18 protein-coding genes and 1 pseudogene are annotated in these 19,472 nt (G+C 41.3%); 9 read left to right on the top strand and 10 right to left on the bottom strand.

The features are described 5' to 3' along the window. Nucleotides 1-244 precede the first annotated feature (244 nt). The 3 genes from BIZ38_RS20850 to BIZ38_RS20840 form a co-directional block, all read right to left on the bottom strand. Nucleotides 245-1,372, bottom strand: coding sequence for a PleD family two-component system response regulator (locus tag BIZ38_RS20850; RefSeq protein WP_166338790.1), 1,128 nt, complete (start codon nucleotides 1,370-1,372; stop codon nucleotides 245-247). Nucleotides 1,373-1,391: 19 nt separating this feature from the next. Then, nucleotides 1,392-3,341 (bottom strand): sensor histidine kinase, encoded by a 1,950-nt coding sequence (locus BIZ38_RS20845; RefSeq protein WP_054552713.1) that lies wholly within the window; start codon nucleotides 3,339-3,341, stop codon nucleotides 1,392-1,394. A 141-nt stretch (nucleotides 3,342-3,482) separates the two neighbouring features. Beyond that, nucleotides 3,483-3,974: a GNAT family N-acetyltransferase gene (locus BIZ38_RS20840; protein ID WP_054552714.1), complete on the bottom strand. Its 492-nt coding sequence runs from the start codon at nucleotides 3,972-3,974 to the stop codon at nucleotides 3,483-3,485. A 75-nt stretch (nucleotides 3,975-4,049) separates the two neighbouring features. On the opposite strand from BIZ38_RS20840, the gene BIZ38_RS20835 reads away from it, so the two are divergent. From BIZ38_RS20835 to BIZ38_RS20810, 6 genes are all read left to right on the top strand, one after another. Next, nucleotides 4,050-4,625 carry a glutathione peroxidase gene (locus BIZ38_RS20835; protein WP_187491198.1) on the top strand — a complete coding sequence of 192 codons (576 nt, stop codon included), beginning with the start codon at nucleotides 4,050-4,052 and terminating at the stop codon, nucleotides 4,623-4,625. 73 nt (nucleotides 4,626-4,698) lie between these two features. Beyond that, nucleotides 4,699-4,980 carry a peptidylprolyl isomerase gene (locus BIZ38_RS20830; RefSeq protein ID WP_054552716.1) on the top strand — a complete coding sequence of 94 codons (282 nt, stop codon included), beginning with the start codon at nucleotides 4,699-4,701 and terminating at the stop codon, nucleotides 4,978-4,980. A gap of 60 nt (nucleotides 4,981-5,040) precedes the next feature. Then, nucleotides 5,041-5,619 (top strand): glutathione S-transferase family protein, encoded by a 579-nt coding sequence (locus BIZ38_RS20825; RefSeq protein ID WP_187491197.1) that lies wholly within the window; start codon nucleotides 5,041-5,043, stop codon nucleotides 5,617-5,619. Nucleotides 5,620-5,636: 17 nt separating this feature from the next. Next, entirely contained in the window at nucleotides 5,637-5,987 is a 351-nt protein-coding gene (locus BIZ38_RS20820) for a DUF2750 domain-containing protein (RefSeq protein ID WP_054552718.1), read from the top strand. A gap of 115 nt (nucleotides 5,988-6,102) precedes the next feature. Then, a complete protein-coding gene (locus tag BIZ38_RS20815) occupies nucleotides 6,103-6,780 on the top strand; it encodes a hypothetical protein (protein WP_166338872.1) in 678 nt (225 codons plus the stop codon). Nucleotides 6,781-6,892: 112 nt separating this feature from the next. Beyond that, complete coding sequence (locus BIZ38_RS20810) at nucleotides 6,893-9,463, top strand: M1 family metallopeptidase (protein WP_187491196.1); 2,571 nt, start codon at nucleotides 6,893-6,895, stop codon at nucleotides 9,461-9,463. A 169-nt stretch (nucleotides 9,464-9,632) separates the two neighbouring features. On the opposite strand, the gene BIZ38_RS20805 is transcribed toward BIZ38_RS20810, so the two are convergent. After that, nucleotides 9,633-10,502 carry a hypothetical protein gene (locus tag BIZ38_RS20805; protein ID WP_187491195.1) on the bottom strand — a complete coding sequence of 290 codons (870 nt, stop codon included), beginning with the start codon at nucleotides 10,500-10,502 and terminating at the stop codon, nucleotides 9,633-9,635. A gap of 230 nt (nucleotides 10,503-10,732) precedes the next feature. On the opposite strand from BIZ38_RS20805, the gene BIZ38_RS20800 reads away from it, so the two are divergent. Genes BIZ38_RS20800 through yjjG form a run of 3 tightly spaced genes read left to right on the top strand, consistent with a single transcriptional unit; the run spans nucleotide 10,733 to nucleotide 12,907 of the window. Further along, nucleotides 10,733-11,632 carry a phosphoribulokinase gene (locus BIZ38_RS20800; RefSeq protein ID WP_054552722.1) on the top strand — a complete coding sequence of 300 codons (900 nt, stop codon included), beginning with the start codon at nucleotides 10,733-10,735 and terminating at the stop codon, nucleotides 11,630-11,632. A 49-nt stretch (nucleotides 11,633-11,681) separates the two neighbouring features. Next, nucleotides 11,682-12,221: an inosine/xanthosine triphosphatase gene (gene yjjX / locus BIZ38_RS20795; RefSeq protein WP_138598845.1), complete on the top strand. Its 540-nt coding sequence runs from the start codon at nucleotides 11,682-11,684 to the stop codon at nucleotides 12,219-12,221. A gap of 11 nt (nucleotides 12,222-12,232) precedes the next feature. Beyond that, nucleotides 12,233-12,907: a pyrimidine 5'-nucleotidase gene (gene yjjG / locus BIZ38_RS20790; protein WP_054561044.1), complete on the top strand. Its 675-nt coding sequence runs from the start codon at nucleotides 12,233-12,235 to the stop codon at nucleotides 12,905-12,907. 71 nt (nucleotides 12,908-12,978) lie between these two features. Here the strand turns inward: yjjG and lpxC are convergent, their stop codons facing one another. The 6 genes and pseudogenes from lpxC to murC all read right to left on the bottom strand — a co-directional run. Next, entirely contained in the window at nucleotides 12,979-13,890 is a 912-nt protein-coding gene (gene lpxC / locus BIZ38_RS20785; RefSeq protein ID WP_036971181.1) for a UDP-3-O-acyl-N-acetylglucosamine deacetylase, read from the bottom strand. A 104-nt stretch (nucleotides 13,891-13,994) separates the two neighbouring features. Beyond that, entirely contained in the window at nucleotides 13,995-15,242 is a 1,248-nt protein-coding gene (ftsZ, locus tag BIZ38_RS20780) for a cell division protein FtsZ (RefSeq protein ID WP_187491194.1), read from the bottom strand. A 21-nt stretch (nucleotides 15,243-15,263) separates the two neighbouring features. After that, on the bottom strand, nucleotides 15,264-16,496 hold the full coding sequence (ftsA, locus tag BIZ38_RS20775; RefSeq protein WP_054552726.1) for a cell division protein FtsA: 1,233 nt from the start codon (nucleotides 16,494-16,496) through the stop codon (nucleotides 15,264-15,266). Further along, nucleotides 16,493-17,272: a cell division protein FtsQ/DivIB gene (locus BIZ38_RS20770; protein ID WP_054552727.1), complete on the bottom strand. Its 780-nt coding sequence runs from the start codon at nucleotides 17,270-17,272 to the stop codon at nucleotides 16,493-16,495. The genes ftsA and BIZ38_RS20770 overlap by 4 nt, the downstream gene beginning before the upstream one ends. Nucleotide 17,273: 1 nt before the next feature. Then, a complete protein-coding gene (locus BIZ38_RS20765; protein ID WP_187491193.1) occupies nucleotides 17,274-18,194 on the bottom strand; it encodes a D-alanine--D-alanine ligase in 921 nt (306 codons plus the stop codon). Further along, nucleotides 18,191-19,472 (bottom strand): annotated as a pseudogene (murC, locus tag BIZ38_RS20760) (UDP-N-acetylmuramate--L-alanine ligase); the annotation flags it as partial. The pseudogene murC and the gene BIZ38_RS20765, both read right to left, overlap by 4 nt.

Below are 19,472 nucleotides of genomic sequence, written 5' to 3'. Positions count from 1 at the left end.
TTCGCTAAAAATCAAATAAGGAATTAACATGAGTATTTTCTCAGGCAAAGCCTAAATGATGATAACCACCTACTGAAGTAGGTGGTTTAGGGCCGAAAATAAAACAAGTACTTCGAGCTCTTAAAGGTAAAAATCAACGCTGTGTTATTGCTTAACTTTCAGAGCCCGTTTTTGAGAAACCACCTGTAGAAATGATCTGTTCAGTGTTTAATCTTTTAACTGAGCAACCTCGAAATAAGTAGTGCTACTGCTTTAATAATTGCGATAAATCATTTTCAATCTCTTTGAATGCCGCTTTTACTCCCTGAACTGACTCTTCACGTGCAACAGAGTTTTGAATGGTTTCGTCGACCTTTTGATAGATAAAAACCTCTTGGTCCTCATCTAAGCCCATGGTTGGTATACGTCGTTCTAAGTCTTCTTGAAGCTGCTTAAATACAGCCTCGTTATTTACACGATTTTCATTTAGAAGTTCGATGAGTCCCGAAAACTTGCTGTGAACTTTACCTACAGCATCATTAAGTTGTTGCTGTTGTCTGAGCAATTCTTTTTTTGTGATGATCGCTTTAAGCTGCTGCTCTGTAACACTGACTAAAAAGCAAATATGATCCCGAATTCGACCATGCTTATCAGGGTCTTGGTCTGGCATATTTAAGATTAGTAAGCTGATCATTTCGTAATTGACTAAAATTCGATTCGAAAATTCATGGAGTCGGCCTTTATTTTTGAGCATTTCAAATAACTCAATAACGATTGGCGAACACATGCCCGAAATTGAAAAGTGCTCAATGCCAGACTCTAAGCGAAACTCAACATTGCTTTGTAAATCAAATGAGCTTAGACAGTTAAGCAGAGCCTTACCCAGCTCTTGCTCATCTTCAATAGCACCTATATGCTCGATATAGTTGACTATTTGCCCCATTTCACTGCTGTTCGCCATGGCATTAAATGCTGTTGAAGTCGCATCTTCAACTTGTTGCTCTAGCGATTCTTTTTCTATCAATACTTGATGTAAGTGCTGCAGTTTAAGCTTTAATTCTTCATGCCCGAATGGTTTAACTATATAGTCCTCAGCTCCGACTGAATAGCCTTCCATACGCTCTTCAACCGTTCCTCTTGCTGAAACAAACATAACGATTATTTTCTCGGTATTTGGATTCTCTTTTAGTTTTCGACAAACATCATAACCACTCATTTGTGGCATACTCACATCAAGCAGAATAACCTGAGGATCAAACTCTTCAACTACTGCCAAACACTCTGGACCGCTACTGACCATTTTCAGTTCAAAGTCGAGCTCTTCAAGAATCTCTTCAATTATTTCTAAGTTAAATGGTTCATCATCGACGGCTAAAATTCTCTTTAAGGCCATGTCTAACACTTCCGTTTTATTAATTTAACTTTACAGATCTATCTTCATTCGCTAAGTGTTGAGGTAGATCTATCCTCAATGGAAGCTTTACTAAAATAGTTGCACCTCCATATTCATTATTTCTTGCCGTAATCGTTCCTTGATGTAAGGCTACAAATTCACGACAAATAGCTAAACCAAGTCCTGTACCTCCAGCACCACTATTGGTTTTACTACTTTGCTCAAACTTCGCAAAAATTTTCTCAAGTTCAGACTCGGGAATTCCTATACCACGATCTATTACTGATATTTCAGCCATTTCATTATTCATAGTTAGCTGAATATCTATCTCACTGGCAGGCTCACTAAATTTAAGTGCATTACCAAGCAAGTTGCGCATTATTTGGTTTATCTGCTCTTCGTCACAATCGAGCAAAATACTTTTCTCAAAGCCAATTAAACGAATAGCAATATTTCTCTCAAGAGCAGTCCCAGAGACATCATCAATACTGGTTTTTATAATACTGCTAAGGTTATGTTTTTGCGGATTAAAGGGAAATTTACCAACATCCAGTTTTGAAAGATCAAGCAAATTATTAAGCAGTGACAATAAGCGCTCACCACTTTGTTCTATACGCGATAAATACTTATTTAACTTGTCTTTACTCAGATCATTGTTGGCAACTTTATCAAGTCCAAAACGAGCAAAACTTAAGATTGAATGCATTGGCGTTCTGAGTTCATGAGACATATTCGCTAAAAATTCAGACTTACTTAAGTTTGCAGCTTCAGCCACATCTTTTGCGTGCTCTAGTTGAGCTGTTCGCGCTTTTACCTCTTCTTCAAGCAAATCTTTTGCTTCAAGTAGCAAATCTTCCTTTTCTTTTAAGTGTGTAACGTTTTTAAAGATCCCCGCTAACGCAATCTCGCCGTGATGATCTATTTCATTAAACGATCCCACTAATGGAATATCATTGCCATCTTTTTTAAGCATTCTTAGATCACAGCTAAATTGGCGGTTTTTACTTAGCGTCGTAATTTTTTCTTTAATACGTGTTATTGAAGGCGCATCAAAAAAATCAAATACCGAACAGCTTTCAAATTCATGGTGCTGTTTATCAAATAATTGTTCACAGGCATCGTTAGTTTCGATTACCTTTCCGCATCGTTCAAATAAAATAATAGCATCGGGGGTATGCTTAAAAATAACTCTTAATAAACTGTCCTTTTCTATAAGCGCATCAACGGTACTCTGAAGTCTTTCAACAAGTTCTGAATTATGACGTTTGAGAAGCTCTGTTTGCCATAGTTTATGAACTGATTGCAATAAACCATTATCATCAATCGGTTTGATCAAAACATCTTCAACACCCTGACGAATGGCAGCAACCATGGAAACTTGATCAGGCTTTGAGGTATACAATAAACAACGACTTTCAGGCTGCAACGACTTCAGCTTTATAAACAATTCAAGCCCTGTTCCATCTTCAAAAGTAAAATCACTAATCAATAAATCAATTGCATGCTCATGAATTAACTCCATTGCAAAGCTCATGTTATCAGCGGTGATGGTTTTGATATGCGCGCCCTTTAAGTTTTGCGCTATTTTTTGTAACCGGTCGGGACAATGGTCAACGAGCAATACAGTAGGAAGTTTGAGAATATTGTCGCTGTCTAATTCTAATACTCCCTCTAGAAGCGTGCTTATCTCTTTATTTGCGAAAAAAGGGTATATAACAACGGCGTTAGGTAAGAGACGGTTAATTTCACTAAAATGTTCAAGTAAGTCACTGCGTTGTGCTTTCGGTGCGAGTAATAAGAAATGCTCTTGAGAAAAGTCATTCATTAGTTCTTCAATGATACTTGTTGGCACCCCATGTGAAGCAGCAACGAGATCATATTGCTGTTTTAGAACGGTATCATCTATCATTGAAAAGTGTAATAGCTCAACTTCGCAACCGATAAGCTCGAGTAGAACTTTTACACGCATCGCAAGTACACTATTACTATCAACTATTAATATTTTTCGCACCGTAAATAAGACTCACTATAAAAACTGACCTTTTTAGCGTAGTCTAAAAATCTTTTACCGCACAATTTACACCGTATTTTTTACTAGTTTTTGAGAAGGTTAAGGCTGCAAGTGCTTACCCAAAATTGTCAAGCCATAAGCTTTATCATCCATAATTGCAATTTCTGGAAGCTCTCCCCAAACCTTGTAGTCAAAGCGATTAAACAGTTTTATACTGGGTAGGTTGTGGCTGAATATAAAAGCTAATAACACCTTGATATCAAGTGTTTTTGCATGCTGTTCTGAAAATATAAGCAGTTGCTTTCCTAGCCCTTGCCCTTGAGCCTGCTGGGTGATGTAAATACTAATCTCAACCGTGCCATCGTAAGCTGGGCGGCCATAAAAAGACTTATAACTTAACCAAGCAATTACTTTACCTTGTTGCTCAAAAACAAAGATAGGTCTTTTTTCTGTATGGCTATCAAACCAAGCTTGTTTGTCTGCCACCGACACCTCTTCGGTATCTGCGGTAACCATACGCCCAGGGATGGTCTCGTTATAAATCGCGACTATATCAGTTAAATCGTTTTGTGTTGCTTTGCGAATCGTCATAAATAGCTGAAATTAAATGATCACTTTGCTGCATATTAGCGTATATTCATCACAAATAACTAGCGGGAAATAACTATGTATAAATATGCTTTGTTACTTGCAGCAGGTCTAATAACAACCAACCTTGCAGCACAAACCACAGAGACGGTACCAACAGCTAAAGCAAGCAGCCGATGTGATGATTTTACCAATGTCACAATGAGAAAGTTGCGTTCAAAAGAGTCTATTAATTTTTGTGAATTCAAAGATAAACCACTGCTCATTGTGAATACCGCTAGTAATTGTGGTTTTACCGGCCAGTTTGAAGGCTTAGAAGCCATTCATAAAGAATATAAAGACCAAGGCTTGGTCGTATTAGGGTTTCCATCAGATGACTTTTTCCAAGAAGAAGACGATGAAAAAGACACTGCAAAAGTATGTTTCATCAATTATGGCGTAACCTTTAATATGCTGGCTACCAGTGCCGTTCGCGGTAGCGATGCAAACCCAATATTCAAACATTTAAACGAAGCAACCAGCTCACCTAACTGGAACTTTTACAAATATTTAGTGTCTGCAGATCGTAAGACAGTGCAGCGCTTTAATAGTAAAACTAAGCCACAATCGCAAACTTTACGCGATGCAATTGAAGCTGAGCTGATTGCAAAATAAATTTAATTTTTCGTTCGGTAAATATTGAACTAAACTAGTGATTTAATACTAAAACACACATTAGGGAGATGTTATGGCAGTAGCCAGTGCAAGACACATTCTCGTAGACAGTGAAGCTCACTGTTTGGATTTAAAGCAGCAAATTGAGCAAGGAGCTGACTTTGCAGAGCTTGCTCGTGCTCATTCTAATTGCCCATCAGGTCAAGATGGTGGTGCATTAGGTGAGTTTGGCCCTGGCATGATGGTTCCAGAGTTCGACAAAGTCGTTTTCTCTGCACCAATAAACCAAGTACAAGGCCCAGTGCAGACCCAGTTTGGTTATCATCTTCTAGAAGTAACAAGCCGTACTGACTAATTTACAAATCGATTTCAAAAAGCCGCTTCATAGCGGCTTTTTTTTGCGAAGGATCTCAAAATGAAACTTTTAGGCTCGACCACCTCACCTTTTGTGCGCCGTATTCGGATTTGGGCTGCACTTAATAACCTAGCTATTGATTTTATTAATTTGGATATTTTCTCTGAGCAAGACAGACAAACCATGATTGCTCATAACCCTGCCAGAAAAATTCCTGTATTAATCGACCATGATTTTACCTTATGTGATTCCAACTCCATTATTCGCTATCTGCTCGAAAAAGCGGATCAGCCATTACTTAGCTGGCAGCAAGAGAACTACTTAACCATTATCAATGCCTGCAATGATTCACTGGTAGAAATTTTACTTTGTCAGCGTTCAGGGTTTGATACCAACACCGACAAACTGTTTTTTAATTTACAGAATGAACGAATTGCTGAAACATTAGCCTATTTAAATAGTCATTTATCGGAGCCAGTATTTAAAAGCTGTGAATACCTCAACATCAGTTTATACTGCTTGCTAGATTGGATCCGCTTCCGCGAATTAACTGATTTTAGCCAACTAAATAACTTAGTTGATTTTTATCATAAATTCGCCGATAAAGCGGCGGTACAACAAACAGATCCACGAAAATAAAGATAAGGGTTACGCAAATGAGCGATATCGAAATTGAATCAGAATTAGTTAGCTTTGTAGAAAAAGTTCGTTTGAACGAATCTATGTGGGCACTCGGTGCCGAAGATGGTGGTTTTGTTGTCTGTGAATCAAACCAATTTAGCGACACAGATGTGCTATTACTTTGGGGCACTGAAGACGCTGCAAAAGCACAATGTAAAGATGAGTGGCAAGACTATACCCCTGTTGAAATTGGCCTAGACGAATTTCTTGATGAGTGGGTTGAAGACCTAAACGAAGATGATGCGCTTGTTGGTTTAAACTGGAACGATGATCAAGTATGCGTTGAAATCGAACCGGTTGGTTTAGCTAAAGCTCTTTGCGATTAATAGCAATCCTTAAGCTTATAACGACACGGCCGTATTTATGGCAGTGTCGTTAAGCTGGAAACTTGATACTTATCAGGTATACTCTTCGACACATCTTTATTATCAAGGTATTAGGTTGAAGTCCCATCTTGGTCGTAGGCCCTTTTCGGCCATGGAATTACATACCCTGTATAATGGTTACATTTATGGTGATCAGCGTTTAGCACGTGAACAAGCTAAGCATTGGCACTTTTGGCTGCCTTTATTTGCTTATTATACTGGTGCCTACAGCGATGAAATTGGCCATTTAACCCTTGATAATATTGTCACCCTTGATGGCATTCGCTGCTTTGATTTTCATACGCATGGCAAGATAAAACCCCGCTATGTGCCTATCCATAATGCATTACTCGATGCTGGGCTTGATCAGTACTTAGACTTTTTAACAAGTCAAAATCAGCAACGACTGATGTTTGATTTACCCGCTAAATCAGGTCGCTATAGCGAAAAAGTGCGCATTTGGTTTTCGGGTGAAGGTGAACGTGCTGGTTATTTGCAAAAATGCGCTATTCCTACTGTTGATCAGCAAGGTATGAAAACCGCAATTAGTAGCTTACGGCTTAACTTTGAACAACAAGTGCGAATTCATGCACTGCAAGCCAACTGCAAAGACGCCTTTAACTACTTACTTGGTTTTAAAGATTTCAACGAACAACGCTTTGCTGATATGCAATTATTAAATACCGTGCTGCAAAACGTCCGACAAATAAACCCGCAACTGCATTGGCAGCGTTTCATTGACCGCCATAATTAACTGACAAACTTTGTTACTAACTATTTATTACTGTTCAAATTAAAACCTGATAGCATGATGATTCGCCCCTCATAGCAGGTGCCTTTCTAACAACAAAAAATCAGGGATACTTATGTTCTTAAAAAGCCTATTAACGGTAAGTGTTGCACTTGCTGTTAGCTCTGCCCATGCCAATGAATATGTTATCGAAAAGCTTGCCAAGCCTAGCTCACAACAAGTAGAACTTACGCTTGATCCTGCCAAAGACAATTTTTCTGGTCATACCGAAATTGCTTTAGAGGTTCTAAAAGCAACCAATTATATCGAATTAAACGGTATTGATTATGCAGTTAGCATGGCGAAAATTTTAGGTGCAGAAAACTGTGACCTAAGTGCTGAAATGCTAAAAACAGGCAAAGTTAAATTCGCTTGTGAAGAAAAAATTCAGCCAGGCAAATACACTTTAAAAGTTGATTTTACCGCACCTTATAACCGCCAAAGTGTTGGTTTATATAAAACTTTAGATCAAGGCACACCTTATCTTTTCACGCAATTTGAAATGAGCGATGCGCGTCGTGCATTCCCCGTTTTTGACGAGCCAAGTTATAAAATTCCATTTCAGCTAACTATCACAGCGCCAACATCACAAAAAGTGTATGCCAATACACCGGTTTTAAAAACCAAAGTTGATGGCGATATGACAACGCACTTTTTTGACAAAACACCACCGATTCCTTCTTACTTAGTCGCTATGGCTGTTGGCCCGTTTGAAGAGCTTGAAATTAAAGGCATGCCAATCCCTGGCCGCGTATTGACTCCACAAGGTAAAATTCACCTTGCTGATTACGCAAAAGAAAATATGCCGCGTGTGTTAAAAGCCCTAGAAGATTATTTTGGCATTCCTTACGTATACAAAAAGCTAGACTCAGTGGCAGTGCCAGAGTTTCCATTTGGCGCAATGGAAAACGCAGGCCTAGTGACTTACCGTGAAGACATTTTACTAGTAGACCTAGCAACAGCAACGCGCAGCAAAAAAGAGCGCAATGTATCAATCATTGCCCATGAGTTAGCTCACCAGTGGTACGGTAACCTAGTGACTATGAAGTGGTGGAATGATTTATGGTTAAACGAAGCATTCGCAAGCTGGATGGCAGCGAAAATCACTGCACAAATCAACCCTGAATTTGAGTCGCACTTAGACTTACCACAAAACCATGTAATGGCACTGGATGCGCGTTTAAGTACTAAACCTATTCGTAAACCAATCAAAACTGAAGCTGATATCATGGATGGCCTTGGCCTTGCCTACAGTAAAGGTAGCGCGGTTTTATCTATGGTTGAAAACTGGATTGGCGAAGAGGCATTCCAGCAAGGTATTCGTGCTTACTTGAAGAAATTCTCGTATAAAAATGCAGAAGCTGCTGATCTATGGCAAGCACTAGGCGAAGCATCTAATAAAGATGTAGCAAGTGTTCTTAAATCGTTTATCGAACAGTCATCTTTCCCACTTATTAAAGTAACGCAAGATGGTAAGAAAATTAACATCAGCCAAAGCCGCTTTTTAAATGCTGGCGTTGATGCACCTGCACAACTTTGGAATGTTCCGGTTGCAATTAAGTATGGTGCGGGCGACAAAGTTAAAACTGCAAGTGTTCTGCTGAACAAAGAAACACAGCAATTGACTCTCGACTTTGAACCTGAGTGGATCTACCCAGATCAAGGTGCCATGGGTTATTACCGCTGGGTATTAAATGATGCACAGTTTAATGCCCTGTTAGAGAACGCTGCTGACAAGCTAACGGTACGTGAGCGCTTAGCGCTACTTTCTGCGGTTGATTCATTACTTGATGCAGGTGTTATCTCTGCGGCTCACTTAATGCAAACGTTAGAAGCCTTTGTGAGTGATGCTCACCCATTAGTAGCAAACACAGCATTAGGTTACCTTGCTTCTCAAAAACGCGTATTCGAAGACGACAGTAACCGTGACCTATGGCCTGAGTTTATCCGTAACAGCATTGCACCTGCTGCTAAGCAATATGGTTTAACAGCAAAAACAGGTGAAGACGCGGCGGTATCGCAATTGCGTGCGCAAGTTATTGCCCGTTTAGGTTTTGATGGTCAAGATCAAAAAGTCATTGATACTGCAAAAGCACAAGCAGCACTGTACTTAAACAACCCTGAAAATGTTGACCCATATTTAGCCTCAACTTACTTAAACCTTGCGGCTTACCATGGCGATGCAAAGTTACTTGAAAAGTACAAACAAACCTTTAAAACCACCAAAGACCCACAAGTGCGTACTAAGATGCTGGCAGCGATGGGTTACTTTGGTAAACCTGAGTTACAAAAAGCGGTTCTAGAATACAGCTTAACAGATAACGTAACAGCCTCTGATATGCGTACGTTATTAGGTAGTTTAGGCTATGGTAAAGAGCGTGAAGCACTGTTTATTGAGTGGATTTACAACAATTACGATGCCATCACTAAGAACTTACCACCGTTCTTTGTACCAAATTTACCGTTCTTCACAACGGCAAGCTGCGATGCGAAAAGCCTAGAGAAAACCAAAACCTTCTTCAACGATAAAATCACTGAAGTACCAGGTTATGCACGCTCTCTTAGTAAGCTTGAAGAAAGCATTAATGATTGTATTGCACTGAAAAACCGTGAATTAAACTCAGTGAATAGCTTCCTTAAACGCTAATTAAAGCAAATACGAAAAGGGCCACAATGTGGCCCTTTTTTATTACGCTAAAATAGCGGTTAATTTAGTTATAAATTGCTCAGCCGCTTCAGGTGAGGTGACTTTAAATGCAATACAATAATGAATGGGCTGTGCACTTTTATAAATGCGAGTTGGAAAACGGGTCATTTCACTTATTACATACAAATGCCAGTTTGCTCTGTTTGTAATTTAAACGCGAGATTGAGCCTTCACAAAAGCGTCTTAAATCAAGCCACTGTGATACCACTTCAGGCTCAGTCAAACTGCGCTTATGAACTCGGTTATTAACCGCATAAGCCACAGTGTCTTTATCAATTAAAGCAAAGTCTTGCACCGACTCAGGTAATCTAAATAAATCACTCACTTCCCCAGTCTGCGGCGCAAAGCGTGCAACCCAATGTTTGTTGTTTTTGTTATAACTAAATAAATAACTGTTTGTGTGTTTATCAAAAATTAAAGTTCGGCCAATATCACCGGCAATGACACGCGGTTTAGCCGCAGCAACGTGAGTGTATTGCAATGTATGCGGCTCACCTAAGATAAACATGATGAGGTCTTCATCAGCGCCCCACGCATGGTAGCCAACCGGCTCAATCCATTCAAAAATTCGGCTCGCGGCAGGCTCTTCTGCTAGTGGGTACTGCCATAACTTTTGCTTACCATCTGCTTCGACCACGATTGCCGACAAGGCTTGCTGATTTGGCATTAGCGTTGGCGAGTATTCACTGACAGGAGTGTTGGTGATATTCACGCTGCTCTTAGATGCAAAGTCATAAAACGCAATATCGGTTTGTGACTGGCCATTTTCGCCAACAACTTCATGGGTGTAGTAAAGCCCAGTATCAACTAAAAATGGTTGATTATTATAAGTTTTATCATCGGTTACTCGCGACACCTGCATACCATATGGGGTGTCTAAATCGGCAAGTAATATTTCGCTTTTAGGCATCGCTGCATGTGCGTGACTGGTAAACAATGTCCCTGCTGCGACGAAAAGTAAAGACGAAATCAATTTCATGTTGTTCTCTCGTTTTAATTTTTATCAGCCCATGATAGCGTTAATTAATCCGCCAGTCACTTGACCTTACCATGCTCGACCTTTATAACTAGGACGTGTTCGTTTTTTATCGGTTTCTACTGATTGATTTTATGCACGATAATACCAATCGAGTTATGCCACTGACCATTTAACACACTAGAATGGTTAAATTTTTAAGCCGACTGGTATCAACAATAACGAGAATAATTATGTCAGCTAAACACCCTATCATCGCTATTACCGGTTCATCTGGGGCGGGAACTACCACAACCACCAATGCAATTAAGCACATTTTTAGAAGCTTAAGCATTGATGCTGCCTTCATCGAAGGCGATAGCTTTCATCGTTATACTCGCCCTGAAATGGATAAAAAAATCCGTGAAGCACAACAAGAAGGTAAGCACATTAGCTACTTTGGCCGAGAAGCTAATGATTTTGGTGCCCTTGAAGAGCTTTTTTACCAATATGGCGAAACCGGCCAAGGTAAAATCAGACGTTACTTACATACTTTCGACGAAGCGGTGCCTTATAACCAACTTCCAGGAACTTTTACCCCTTGGCAAGATTTAGAATCAAATACTGATATCTTATTCTATGAAGGTCTTCATGGTGGTGCTGTCGATGAGAATCATGATGTTGCTAAGCATGTCGATTTATTGATTGGCATGGTGCCAATTATCAACCTTGAGTGGATCCAAAAACTCATTCGCGACACCTCTGAACGAGGCCATTCGCGAGAAGCGGTAATGGGCTCTATTGTGCGTTCAATGGATGACTACATTAACCACATTACCCCGCAGTTTTCACGTACTCATATCAACTTCCAGCGAGTGCCGACGGTTGATACCTCAAACCCATTCAGCGCAAAAGATATTCCTTCTTTAGACGAAAGCTTTGTTGTGATTCGTTTTCGTGGCATAGATGACGTCGATTTTCCGTACTATTTGAGCATGATTGAAGGCAGCTTTATGTCTCGTATCAATACGCTTGTGGTACCTGGAGGCAAAATGGGCTTAGCAATGGAGCTTGTGCTAACCCCGTTGATCAAAGATATTATTTTGAAAAAACGCGCCCTTGAAAATTTAGCCCCGGTTGACTTGCCGATTTAACTCACTCGGGTACACTGCTGACTCTGGTGAAAACAATGGAGTCGTCGCCTTGAAACAAACATTACGTGTTATTGTTGGTTCAAAGAACCCCGTTAAAATTAACGCGGCTAAACATGTCTTTAGTCTTTATTTCCCACATCATACCATTGAGTGCAAAGGTGAAGATGCACCTTCTGGCGTACCTGATCAGCCACTAGGTGAAGATGAAACCCGTATCGGCGCTGAAAATCGCGTTAAGTATTGCCAAGATCACTTTGACGCCGATTTTTATACAGCAATGGAAGGTGGCGCAGAACAATTTAGTTATGGCGCTGCAACCTTTGCCTTTGTAGTGATTGCAAACAAGCAGCAATTTAGCGTGGGTCGCAGTAGCAACCTACCGTTACCGCAACCTTTTTACGATGCCTTGCTAGCTGGTAAAGAACTAGGTGATGTCATGGATGAGGCATTCAATACCGTTAATATCAAACAACAAGGTGGTGCTATTGGCTTATTAACCAATCATCTTGCCACGCGCGAAAGTACTTATGTACAAGCGCTGACATTGGCCATGGCGCCATTTTCACACCCTACCCTATTCAACCAGTAATTAGGATAACCATGAAGTATAGCCACGTATTATTCGATGCCGATGAAACGCTATTTAGCTTTAATGCATTTGAAGGTTTAAAAGTGATGTTTGCACATTACGGCGTAGAATTTACTGAGTCAGATTATCATCATTACCAAGCAACCAATAAGCCGCTTTGGGTTGCTTATCAAAAGCATGAAATTACCGCCAGCGAGCTACAGATTACTCGCTTTACAGAATGGGCTAATAGACTCGATGTGCCAGCAAAAGAGCTTAACGATGGCTTCTTGGATGCTATGGCCTCTATTTGTGTGCCATTACCTGGTGCAGTTGACTTGCTTACAAAGTTAAAACCACACGCCAAGCTAGGCATTATTACCAATGGGTTTGCTAAGTTACAACAAAAACGCCTAGAGCACACCGGTTTACAGGATATGTTCGATTGGCTGGTTATTTCAGAGTTAGTCGGTAAAGCAAAACCTGCCCCAGAGATTTTTCAACATACATTTCAATTAATGGGCAATCCACCAAAAGAGCAGATTTTAATGGTAGGCGATACAGCTGCCAGTGATATTTTAGGTGGTCACAATGTGGGTATCGACACGTGTTGGTTACAACACCCAGGAGTTGAGCTACCTGAAGATATTAAACCAACTTATCAAATCAATCAGTTGGTCGAGCTTGAAGCTATTCTAGGCTTATAATTCTTGATAATAGTTTGGCAAAAAAAATGACGCTTAAAGCGTCATTTTTTATAACTGTAATATGCTTGCGATTAAGCTGTCGCTACTTCTAAGCCTGGTGCTGGCATAGTCACTGGGGTATCGAAAGTTGCCCATTCCCATGCTGACTCAGTCGCCATAATTTTACGAAGTAGTTTATTGTTTAAATCATGGCCTGATTTATAAGCCGTGATTTTACCTAGAATGTTGTGGCCAGTCATAAACATATCGCCCACACAGTCTAAGATCTTGTGTTTAACAAACTCATCGCTATAACGTAAGCCGTTTGGATTTAGTACTTTAAACTCATCCAATACAACTGCGTTATCCATGCTACCACCTAATGCTAGGTTGTTAGCGTGCATATACTCGATATCTTTCATAAAGCCGAAAGTACGTGCGCGGCTGATTTCTTCAGTGAAGCTTTGTGCCGTGATATCTAAACCGATACGTTGGCGGCTTTCATTGATTGCTGGGTGATCAAACGCAATTTCAAAATCGATGTGGAAACCATCGTATGGTTCGATCTCAGCCCATTTATCGCCTTCTTCAATACGTACTTTTTCTTTAATACGAATAAAGCGCTTAGCTGCATTTACTTCTTTAATGCCGCCTTTTTGTAACAAATAGATGAATGGTAATGCACTACCATCCATGATTGGTACTTCTGAGCTGTCTAATTCAACAATTAGATTATCAATACCCATTGCCGCTACCGCCGCAATAAGGTGCTCAGTCGTTGATAAACGAACACCATCTTTGTTTGTCAAACAGGTACACAGTTGCGTATCACCAACGGCTTCTGGTGTTGTTTCAAAATCAACAACCGGATCAAGGTCTACGCGACGAAATACTATCCCAGTATTTGCGCTCGCAGGTCGGAGAGTAATAGTGACCTTCTCACCTTTATGAAGTCCAATTCCTATGGCTTTGACTACTTCTGCAATCGTACGCTGTTTAATCATAGGTTCGCTCACTTATAGTTACAGTTAGACGGCGAATTGTATCATAAATACATTCAACTGCCAATTTGTTTATTTATCGAACAAAATTACCAACAAAAACTGTCTTAGTCAGCTTGCTTTCTTAGGAAAGCTGGAATGTCGAAGTAATCGCCACCCTCTGATTTATCAGACTTTTTGCTGCTCTCAGTGCTGCTAGATACTGAGCTGCTCGCTGTACTTTGTTGTACTGGCTCTTGCTTTTCAGACGCAGATGACATGCTTACATCATCACCGCTGCCTTGACTTGCAAAGCTTGGTACATACATGCTGCTAGTTGTTTGGTTCATTGAGCTTTGTACATCAGAACCTGATGCTTTTTTAAAGCCATTATCAACAATACCAAACTGTGGACGACGATCGCCGCCTAAACCTGTTGCAACAACCGTTACACGTAACTCGTCGCTCATTTCAGGGTCAATTACCGCACCCACAACCACTGTTGCGTTTTCTGACGCAAGTGCTTTAACGTGGTTACCAACAATTTCAAATTCTTCAATCGCGATATCCATACCTGCCGTGATATTAACTAGGATACCTTTAGCACCTGTTAAATCGACATCTTCAAGTAGCGGGCTTGAGATAGCCGCTTCTGCGGCTTCTTGCGCACGGTCAGGGCCAGACGCAGATGCTGTGCCCATCATCGCAGTACCCATCGCTGACATAACTGTACGTACGTCGGCGAAATCCACGTTGATTAGACCAGAACGTGTGATTAGTTCTGCAATACCTTGTACCGCACCAAATAATACGTCATTCGCTTTTGCGAAGGCATCTAATAGTGTAGTGCCTTTGCCTAAAACTTTAAGCAATTTATTGTTCGGAATTGTAATAAGTGAGTCTACAGTTTCTGACAATTCATTAATGCCTTGTTCAGCAGCTGCAGCACGCTTTTTACCTTCAAAGTCAAACGGGCGCGTTACTACAGCAACCGTTAAAATGCCTAACTCTTTAGCAATTTTAGCAACCACTGGCGCAGCACCTGTACCCGTACCACCGCCCATACCAGCTGCGATAAATACCATGTCAGCACCTTCTAAGCTGGCACGGATAGTCTCAGCGTCTTCTTCAGCAGAGTTACGACCCACTTCAGGGTTAGCACCTGCACCTAGACCAGAGGTGATTTGTGTACCTAGCTGCACTGTTACATCAGCAGATGAATTACGTAATGCTTGTGCATCCGTATTCGCAGCAATGAAACGTACACCTTCAATTTGTTGTTTTACCATGTGCTCAACAGCGTTACCGCCGCCACCGCCCACGCCAATTACTTTAATGACAGCTTCTTCGCTGTGCTGTTCCATCATATCAAACATGTTTACTCTCCGACTTGAGTCTTAAAACTCACCTTGGAACCATTTAGTAATACGGTTCCACCAATTATTATCACCTTCTGCTTTCGACTTTTGTGCATTCATCGATTGCATTGTACGGCCGTATTGTAACAAACCAACCGCGGTCGCGTACGAAGGATCATCTACATAATCTGTCAAACCAACAATCCCGATTGGTTTGCCAATTCTGACCGGCATTTGGAAAATGTCTTCTGCCACTTCCATTGCACCCGTCATTTTTGCTGTTCCGCCAGTAATGACGAGACCTGCAGCAATTTGGTCTTCAAAACCTGAGCGGCGGATTTCTTCCATCGCCAACTCGAATAATTCTCTAAAACGTGGCTCAACAACCTCAGCTAAGGTATGGCGCGACATAATACGCGCTGGTCGGCCACCCACACTCGGTACTTCAATAGTGTCTTCGTTGCTTGCCATTTGGCTACTCGCACACGCATATTGTACTTTGAGTGACTCGGCATGTGATATAGGCGTTCTAAATATTTTTGCAATATCACCAGTCACTTGGTTACCGGCTACAGGAATAACGGCTGAGTGGCGAAGCGCACCATTAATATAAATGGTGATATCCATGGTACCGCCACCAATATCTAACACGGCTACACCCAGTTCTTTTTCGTCATCTGTAAGTACTGAGTAACATGATGCCAGTGCCGTGAAGATCAACTGATCGACTTCAAGGCCACAACGCTCAACACATTTCTCGATATTCTTTGCCATATCGTTTGAGCAAGTAATGATGTGCGCGCGAGCTTCCATACGTACACCGCTCATGCCAAGTGGGTTTTTAATCCCTTCTTGCATATCGATGCTGTACTCTTGTGGCAATGCATGGAGCATTTTTCGTTCTGCCGAAATAGGCACTGAACGCGCAATGTGGATGACATTTTCAATATCTTCGTCTGTCACTTCCGTGTTGTTAATTGCCACTACACCGCTTTCATTTTGGCACTGGATATGTTTTCCAGAAATCCCTAAATAAACAGAGCTAATACGGCAATCAGCCATTAGCTCAGCTTCATCTATAGCTCGACGAATCGATTCAGAAACAAGGTTAAGGTCGTTAACGCCGCCTTTATCCATACCATGCGATACTTGGCTGCCAACACCCACAATGCTTAGTTTGTTATCTGCGGTGATTTCACCAACGGTGGCCACAACTTTCGATGTGCCAACGTCTAATCCAATCACTAGGTTTCTTTCTGCTGACTTGGTCATGCCTTACTCTTATTTTCTAATTGTTCTTCTTGCACTGGCTTCCAGCTCACTGCAAGACCGGTATCATACCGTAAATCAACAACATCGATTTGTGCATCTGCACGTTGTTCCATGCGCGGATACACGTCAATAAAACGCTGTACACGCTTTGCTTTTTCTTTGCGGCCTAAGTTCAGGCGAATGCCGTTATCAAGCCATAACTGCCACGAAAAGCGCTCAGAAAGCGCTAAACTAGTCAGCTCTAAGTTATTCACTTTGAGCATTTCTTGAAATTGACTAAATGCTGTCCACGCCTCAATCTCACTGCCTTCAGGGCCGTATAATTGTGGCAAGCTTGTGGGTAATTTATCACTACTTGCTTGGAACACTTCGCCAGCTTGGTTTAACAGCATATCACTGTTCCAATGAGCTACAGCTTGATGTTCAACAACATATACTTGCAGGGTATCTGGCCATTGCTTTCTGACCGATGCCGTTGCCACCCACGGCAAGCTTTGTACTAAGCGTTGCACATGTTTTACGTCTAATTCAAAAAAACTCGATAAGTCGGCTTTTTTTATTGCACCAATAATTGCTTTCTCATCAGTATATTGGGGCTGTCCAAGTACTGATAAATGCTTTATTTGTGCGTCTTTGTTTTCTACCAACCAATCTGAGACGCCTGTCGTGATTTTTACTAATGCAAAAATCACGACTAGAAAAAAGCTCACACCAAAAATCAACGACCAATTTAGTTGCTGTTTTAATTGTTGCGCTTTTTCTAAAAAAGGATGCATATTAAAGGGTTTGCTCCAAAATGCGAACAACTAATTGCTCAAAGCTTGCACCATTCGCTTTCGCTGCCATCGGCACTAAAGACTTTTCTGTCATGCCTGGTACCGTATTTACTTCTAATAAGTAAAAGTTACCTTGCTGATCACGCATCGCATCAACACGCCCCCAACCACTTGCACCCACTAAATCAAATGCTTTTAATGCCATATCTTGCAATAATTCAGTTTCTTGTGCAGATATCTCTGCAGGGCAATGATACTGAGTTGTATTCGATTGATACTTAGCTTGATAGTCATAAAAGCCATTTGGCGTCGTCATCTCAATGACAGGCTGAACATCTTGCCCAAGTACAGCAACAGTAAATTCACGGCCAGTGATCCATTGCTCAACAAGCACTTGGCTATCAAACTTAAATGCAGCGTTAAGCGCAGCATCGAGTTGCTCTGCGCTGTTTGCTTCTGCCATACCAATGCTTGAACCTTCATGTGAGGGTTTTACCATCACTTTACCAAATTCATTAATAATCGCTTGGCTATCAAACTCATGGCGACTATCAACAACAGTGTAAGGCGCTGTGCTTAGCCCCATTGCTTTAAATAAGTGCTTACAACGCACTTTATCCATCGCAAGCGCAGAACCTAAAACGTCACTGCCAGTATATGGGATACCCATAAATTCAAGTGCACCTTGAATAGTGCCATCTTCGCCACCACGACCATGCAGAGCAATAAACACACGTTCAATGTTTAGCTCTTTTAATTGCCATAGCGGCTGATCTTTCGGATCAAAAGCAATGGCATCAACGCCAGCACTTTGCAAAGCATTCAATACAGCTTGGCCTGATTTAAGAGAGACTTCTCGTTCGGCAGATGTGCCACCAAAAAGTACCGCTACTTTGCCAAATTTGTCACTTAACTGGCTCATACGTTTACCTGCTTTAGTTGTTCAATAGACAACTCGGTTGCTGCTAACTTTTTCACTAACTGGCCAATGTTACCAGCGCCTTGTGTTAAAACTAAATCATTATCTTGCAGTGTACTGGCAAGAACACCAGCAAGCTCGGAGCTGTTGGCAATATGTAATGGTTCTTTACCACGCTGGCGTAAACTACGACATAAACTCTTGCTATCGGCACCCACAATAGGCTCTTCGCCCGCTGAGTACACATCAAGGAGTAATAACTGATCAACATCTGCCAGTACTTTGACAAAATCTTCGTATAGGTCACGGGTTCGACTATAACGGTGCGGCTGGTACACCATCACTAAACGTTTATCTGGCCACCCTTCACGAACCGCCGCAATTGTTGCTGCAACTTCTGATGGGTGATGACCATAATCATCAACTAACATCACATTACCGCGTTCATTCTCAAAGCTTCCATAATGCTGAAAACGACGGCCTACGCCTTCAAATTTTGTCAGCGCTTCTAAAATTGCATGGTTAGCGATGTTTTGATCTTTAGCCACCGCAATCGCAGCTGTCGCGTTAAGCGCATTGTGCTTACCCGGCATATTAAGCGTAACGGCTAGGCTTTCACCTTGCTTATTCACAACATTAAATGAACAAGTATTCGCTGCTTGGCTAAAATCAACCATGCGGTAATCAGCTTCTGCCGACTCACCATAGGTAATCACAGGGCGTCCAAAGCGAGGGATCAACTCCGCTGCAACCTCAGAATCAATACACACAACAGCTAAACCATAAAACGGTAAGTTATGAATGAAATCAACATACGTGTCTTTCATTTTTTCTAAGCTACCGCCGTATGTATCCATGTGATCTTCTTCAATATTCGTGATCACCGACACCATAGGCTGTAAGTGTAAGAATGACGCATCACTCTCATCAGCTTCTGCAATTAAAAAGTCGCTTTTACCGACCTTGGCATTACTTCCAGCGCTGTTTAACAAGCCACCAATAATAAAGGTTGGATCAAGGCCCGCTTGTGCATAAATACTTGCTATTAAACTGGTTGTTGTTGTTTTACCATGAGTGCCCGCTACAGCAATACCGTGGCGAAAGCGCATTAATTCTGCCAACATTTCGGCGCGGCGAACAATTGGAATACGTGCCGCTTTTGCTGCTTTAATCTCAGGATTTTGCTCGTTAATCGCACTTGATACACCACGACAACGCTGGCATCTTTTACATTGTTCTCATCATGACCAATAAATACTTCTGCACCCACTTGTATTAAGC

The sequence above is a fragment of the Pseudoalteromonas sp. BZK2 genome, assembly GCF_014349195.1.
In the GTDB taxonomy this organism is placed as follows: Bacteria; Pseudomonadota; Gammaproteobacteria; order Enterobacterales; family Alteromonadaceae; genus Pseudoalteromonas; species Pseudoalteromonas simplex.
Note: the sequence above shows the minus strand (reverse complement) of the source record. Positions and strands in the feature narration are given on the sequence as shown.

Coding starts and splice junctions, on each gene's coding strand:
- BIZ38_RS20830 (WP_054552716.1), top strand. CDS start 4,699: ATGGCAGTAGCCAGTGCAAGACACATTCTCGTAGACAGTGAAGCTCAC.
- BIZ38_RS20770 (WP_054552727.1), bottom strand. CDS start 17,272: ATGCATCCTTTTTTAGAAAAAGCGCAACAATTAAAACAGCAACTAAAT.
- BIZ38_RS20800 (WP_054552722.1), top strand. CDS start 10,733: ATGTCAGCTAAACACCCTATCATCGCTATTACCGGTTCATCTGGGGCG.
- BIZ38_RS20810 (WP_187491196.1), top strand. CDS start 6,893: ATGTTCTTAAAAAGCCTATTAACGGTAAGTGTTGCACTTGCTGTTAGC.
- lpxC (WP_036971181.1), bottom strand. CDS start 13,890: ATGATTAAACAGCGTACGATTGCAGAAGTAGTCAAAGCCATAGGAATT.
- BIZ38_RS20840 (WP_054552714.1), bottom strand. CDS start 3,974: ATGACGATTCGCAAAGCAACACAAAACGATTTAACTGATATAGTCGCG.
- BIZ38_RS20805 (WP_187491195.1), bottom strand. CDS start 10,502: ATGAAATTGATTTCGTCTTTACTTTTCGTCGCAGCAGGGACATTGTTT.
- BIZ38_RS20765 (WP_187491193.1), bottom strand. CDS start 18,194: ATGAGCCAGTTAAGTGACAAATTTGGCAAAGTAGCGGTACTTTTTGGT.
- BIZ38_RS20820 (WP_054552718.1), top strand. CDS start 5,637: ATGAGCGATATCGAAATTGAATCAGAATTAGTTAGCTTTGTAGAAAAA.
- ftsZ (WP_187491194.1), bottom strand. CDS start 15,242: ATGTTTGATATGATGGAACAGCACAGCGAAGAAGCTGTCATTAAAGTA.
- yjjG (WP_054561044.1), top strand. CDS start 12,233: ATGAAGTATAGCCACGTATTATTCGATGCCGATGAAACGCTATTTAGC.
- BIZ38_RS20850 (WP_166338790.1), bottom strand. CDS start 1,372: ATGGCCTTAAAGAGAATTTTAGCCGTCGATGATGAACCATTTAACTTA.
- BIZ38_RS20825 (WP_187491197.1), top strand. CDS start 5,041: ATGAAACTTTTAGGCTCGACCACCTCACCTTTTGTGCGCCGTATTCGG.
- BIZ38_RS20835 (WP_187491198.1), top strand. CDS start 4,050: ATGTATAAATATGCTTTGTTACTTGCAGCAGGTCTAATAACAACCAAC.
- BIZ38_RS20845 (WP_054552713.1), bottom strand. CDS start 3,341: ATGCGTGTAAAAGTTCTACTCGAGCTTATCGGTTGCGAAGTTGAGCTA.
- ftsA (WP_054552726.1), bottom strand. CDS start 16,496: ATGACCAAGTCAGCAGAAAGAAACCTAGTGATTGGATTAGACGTTGGC.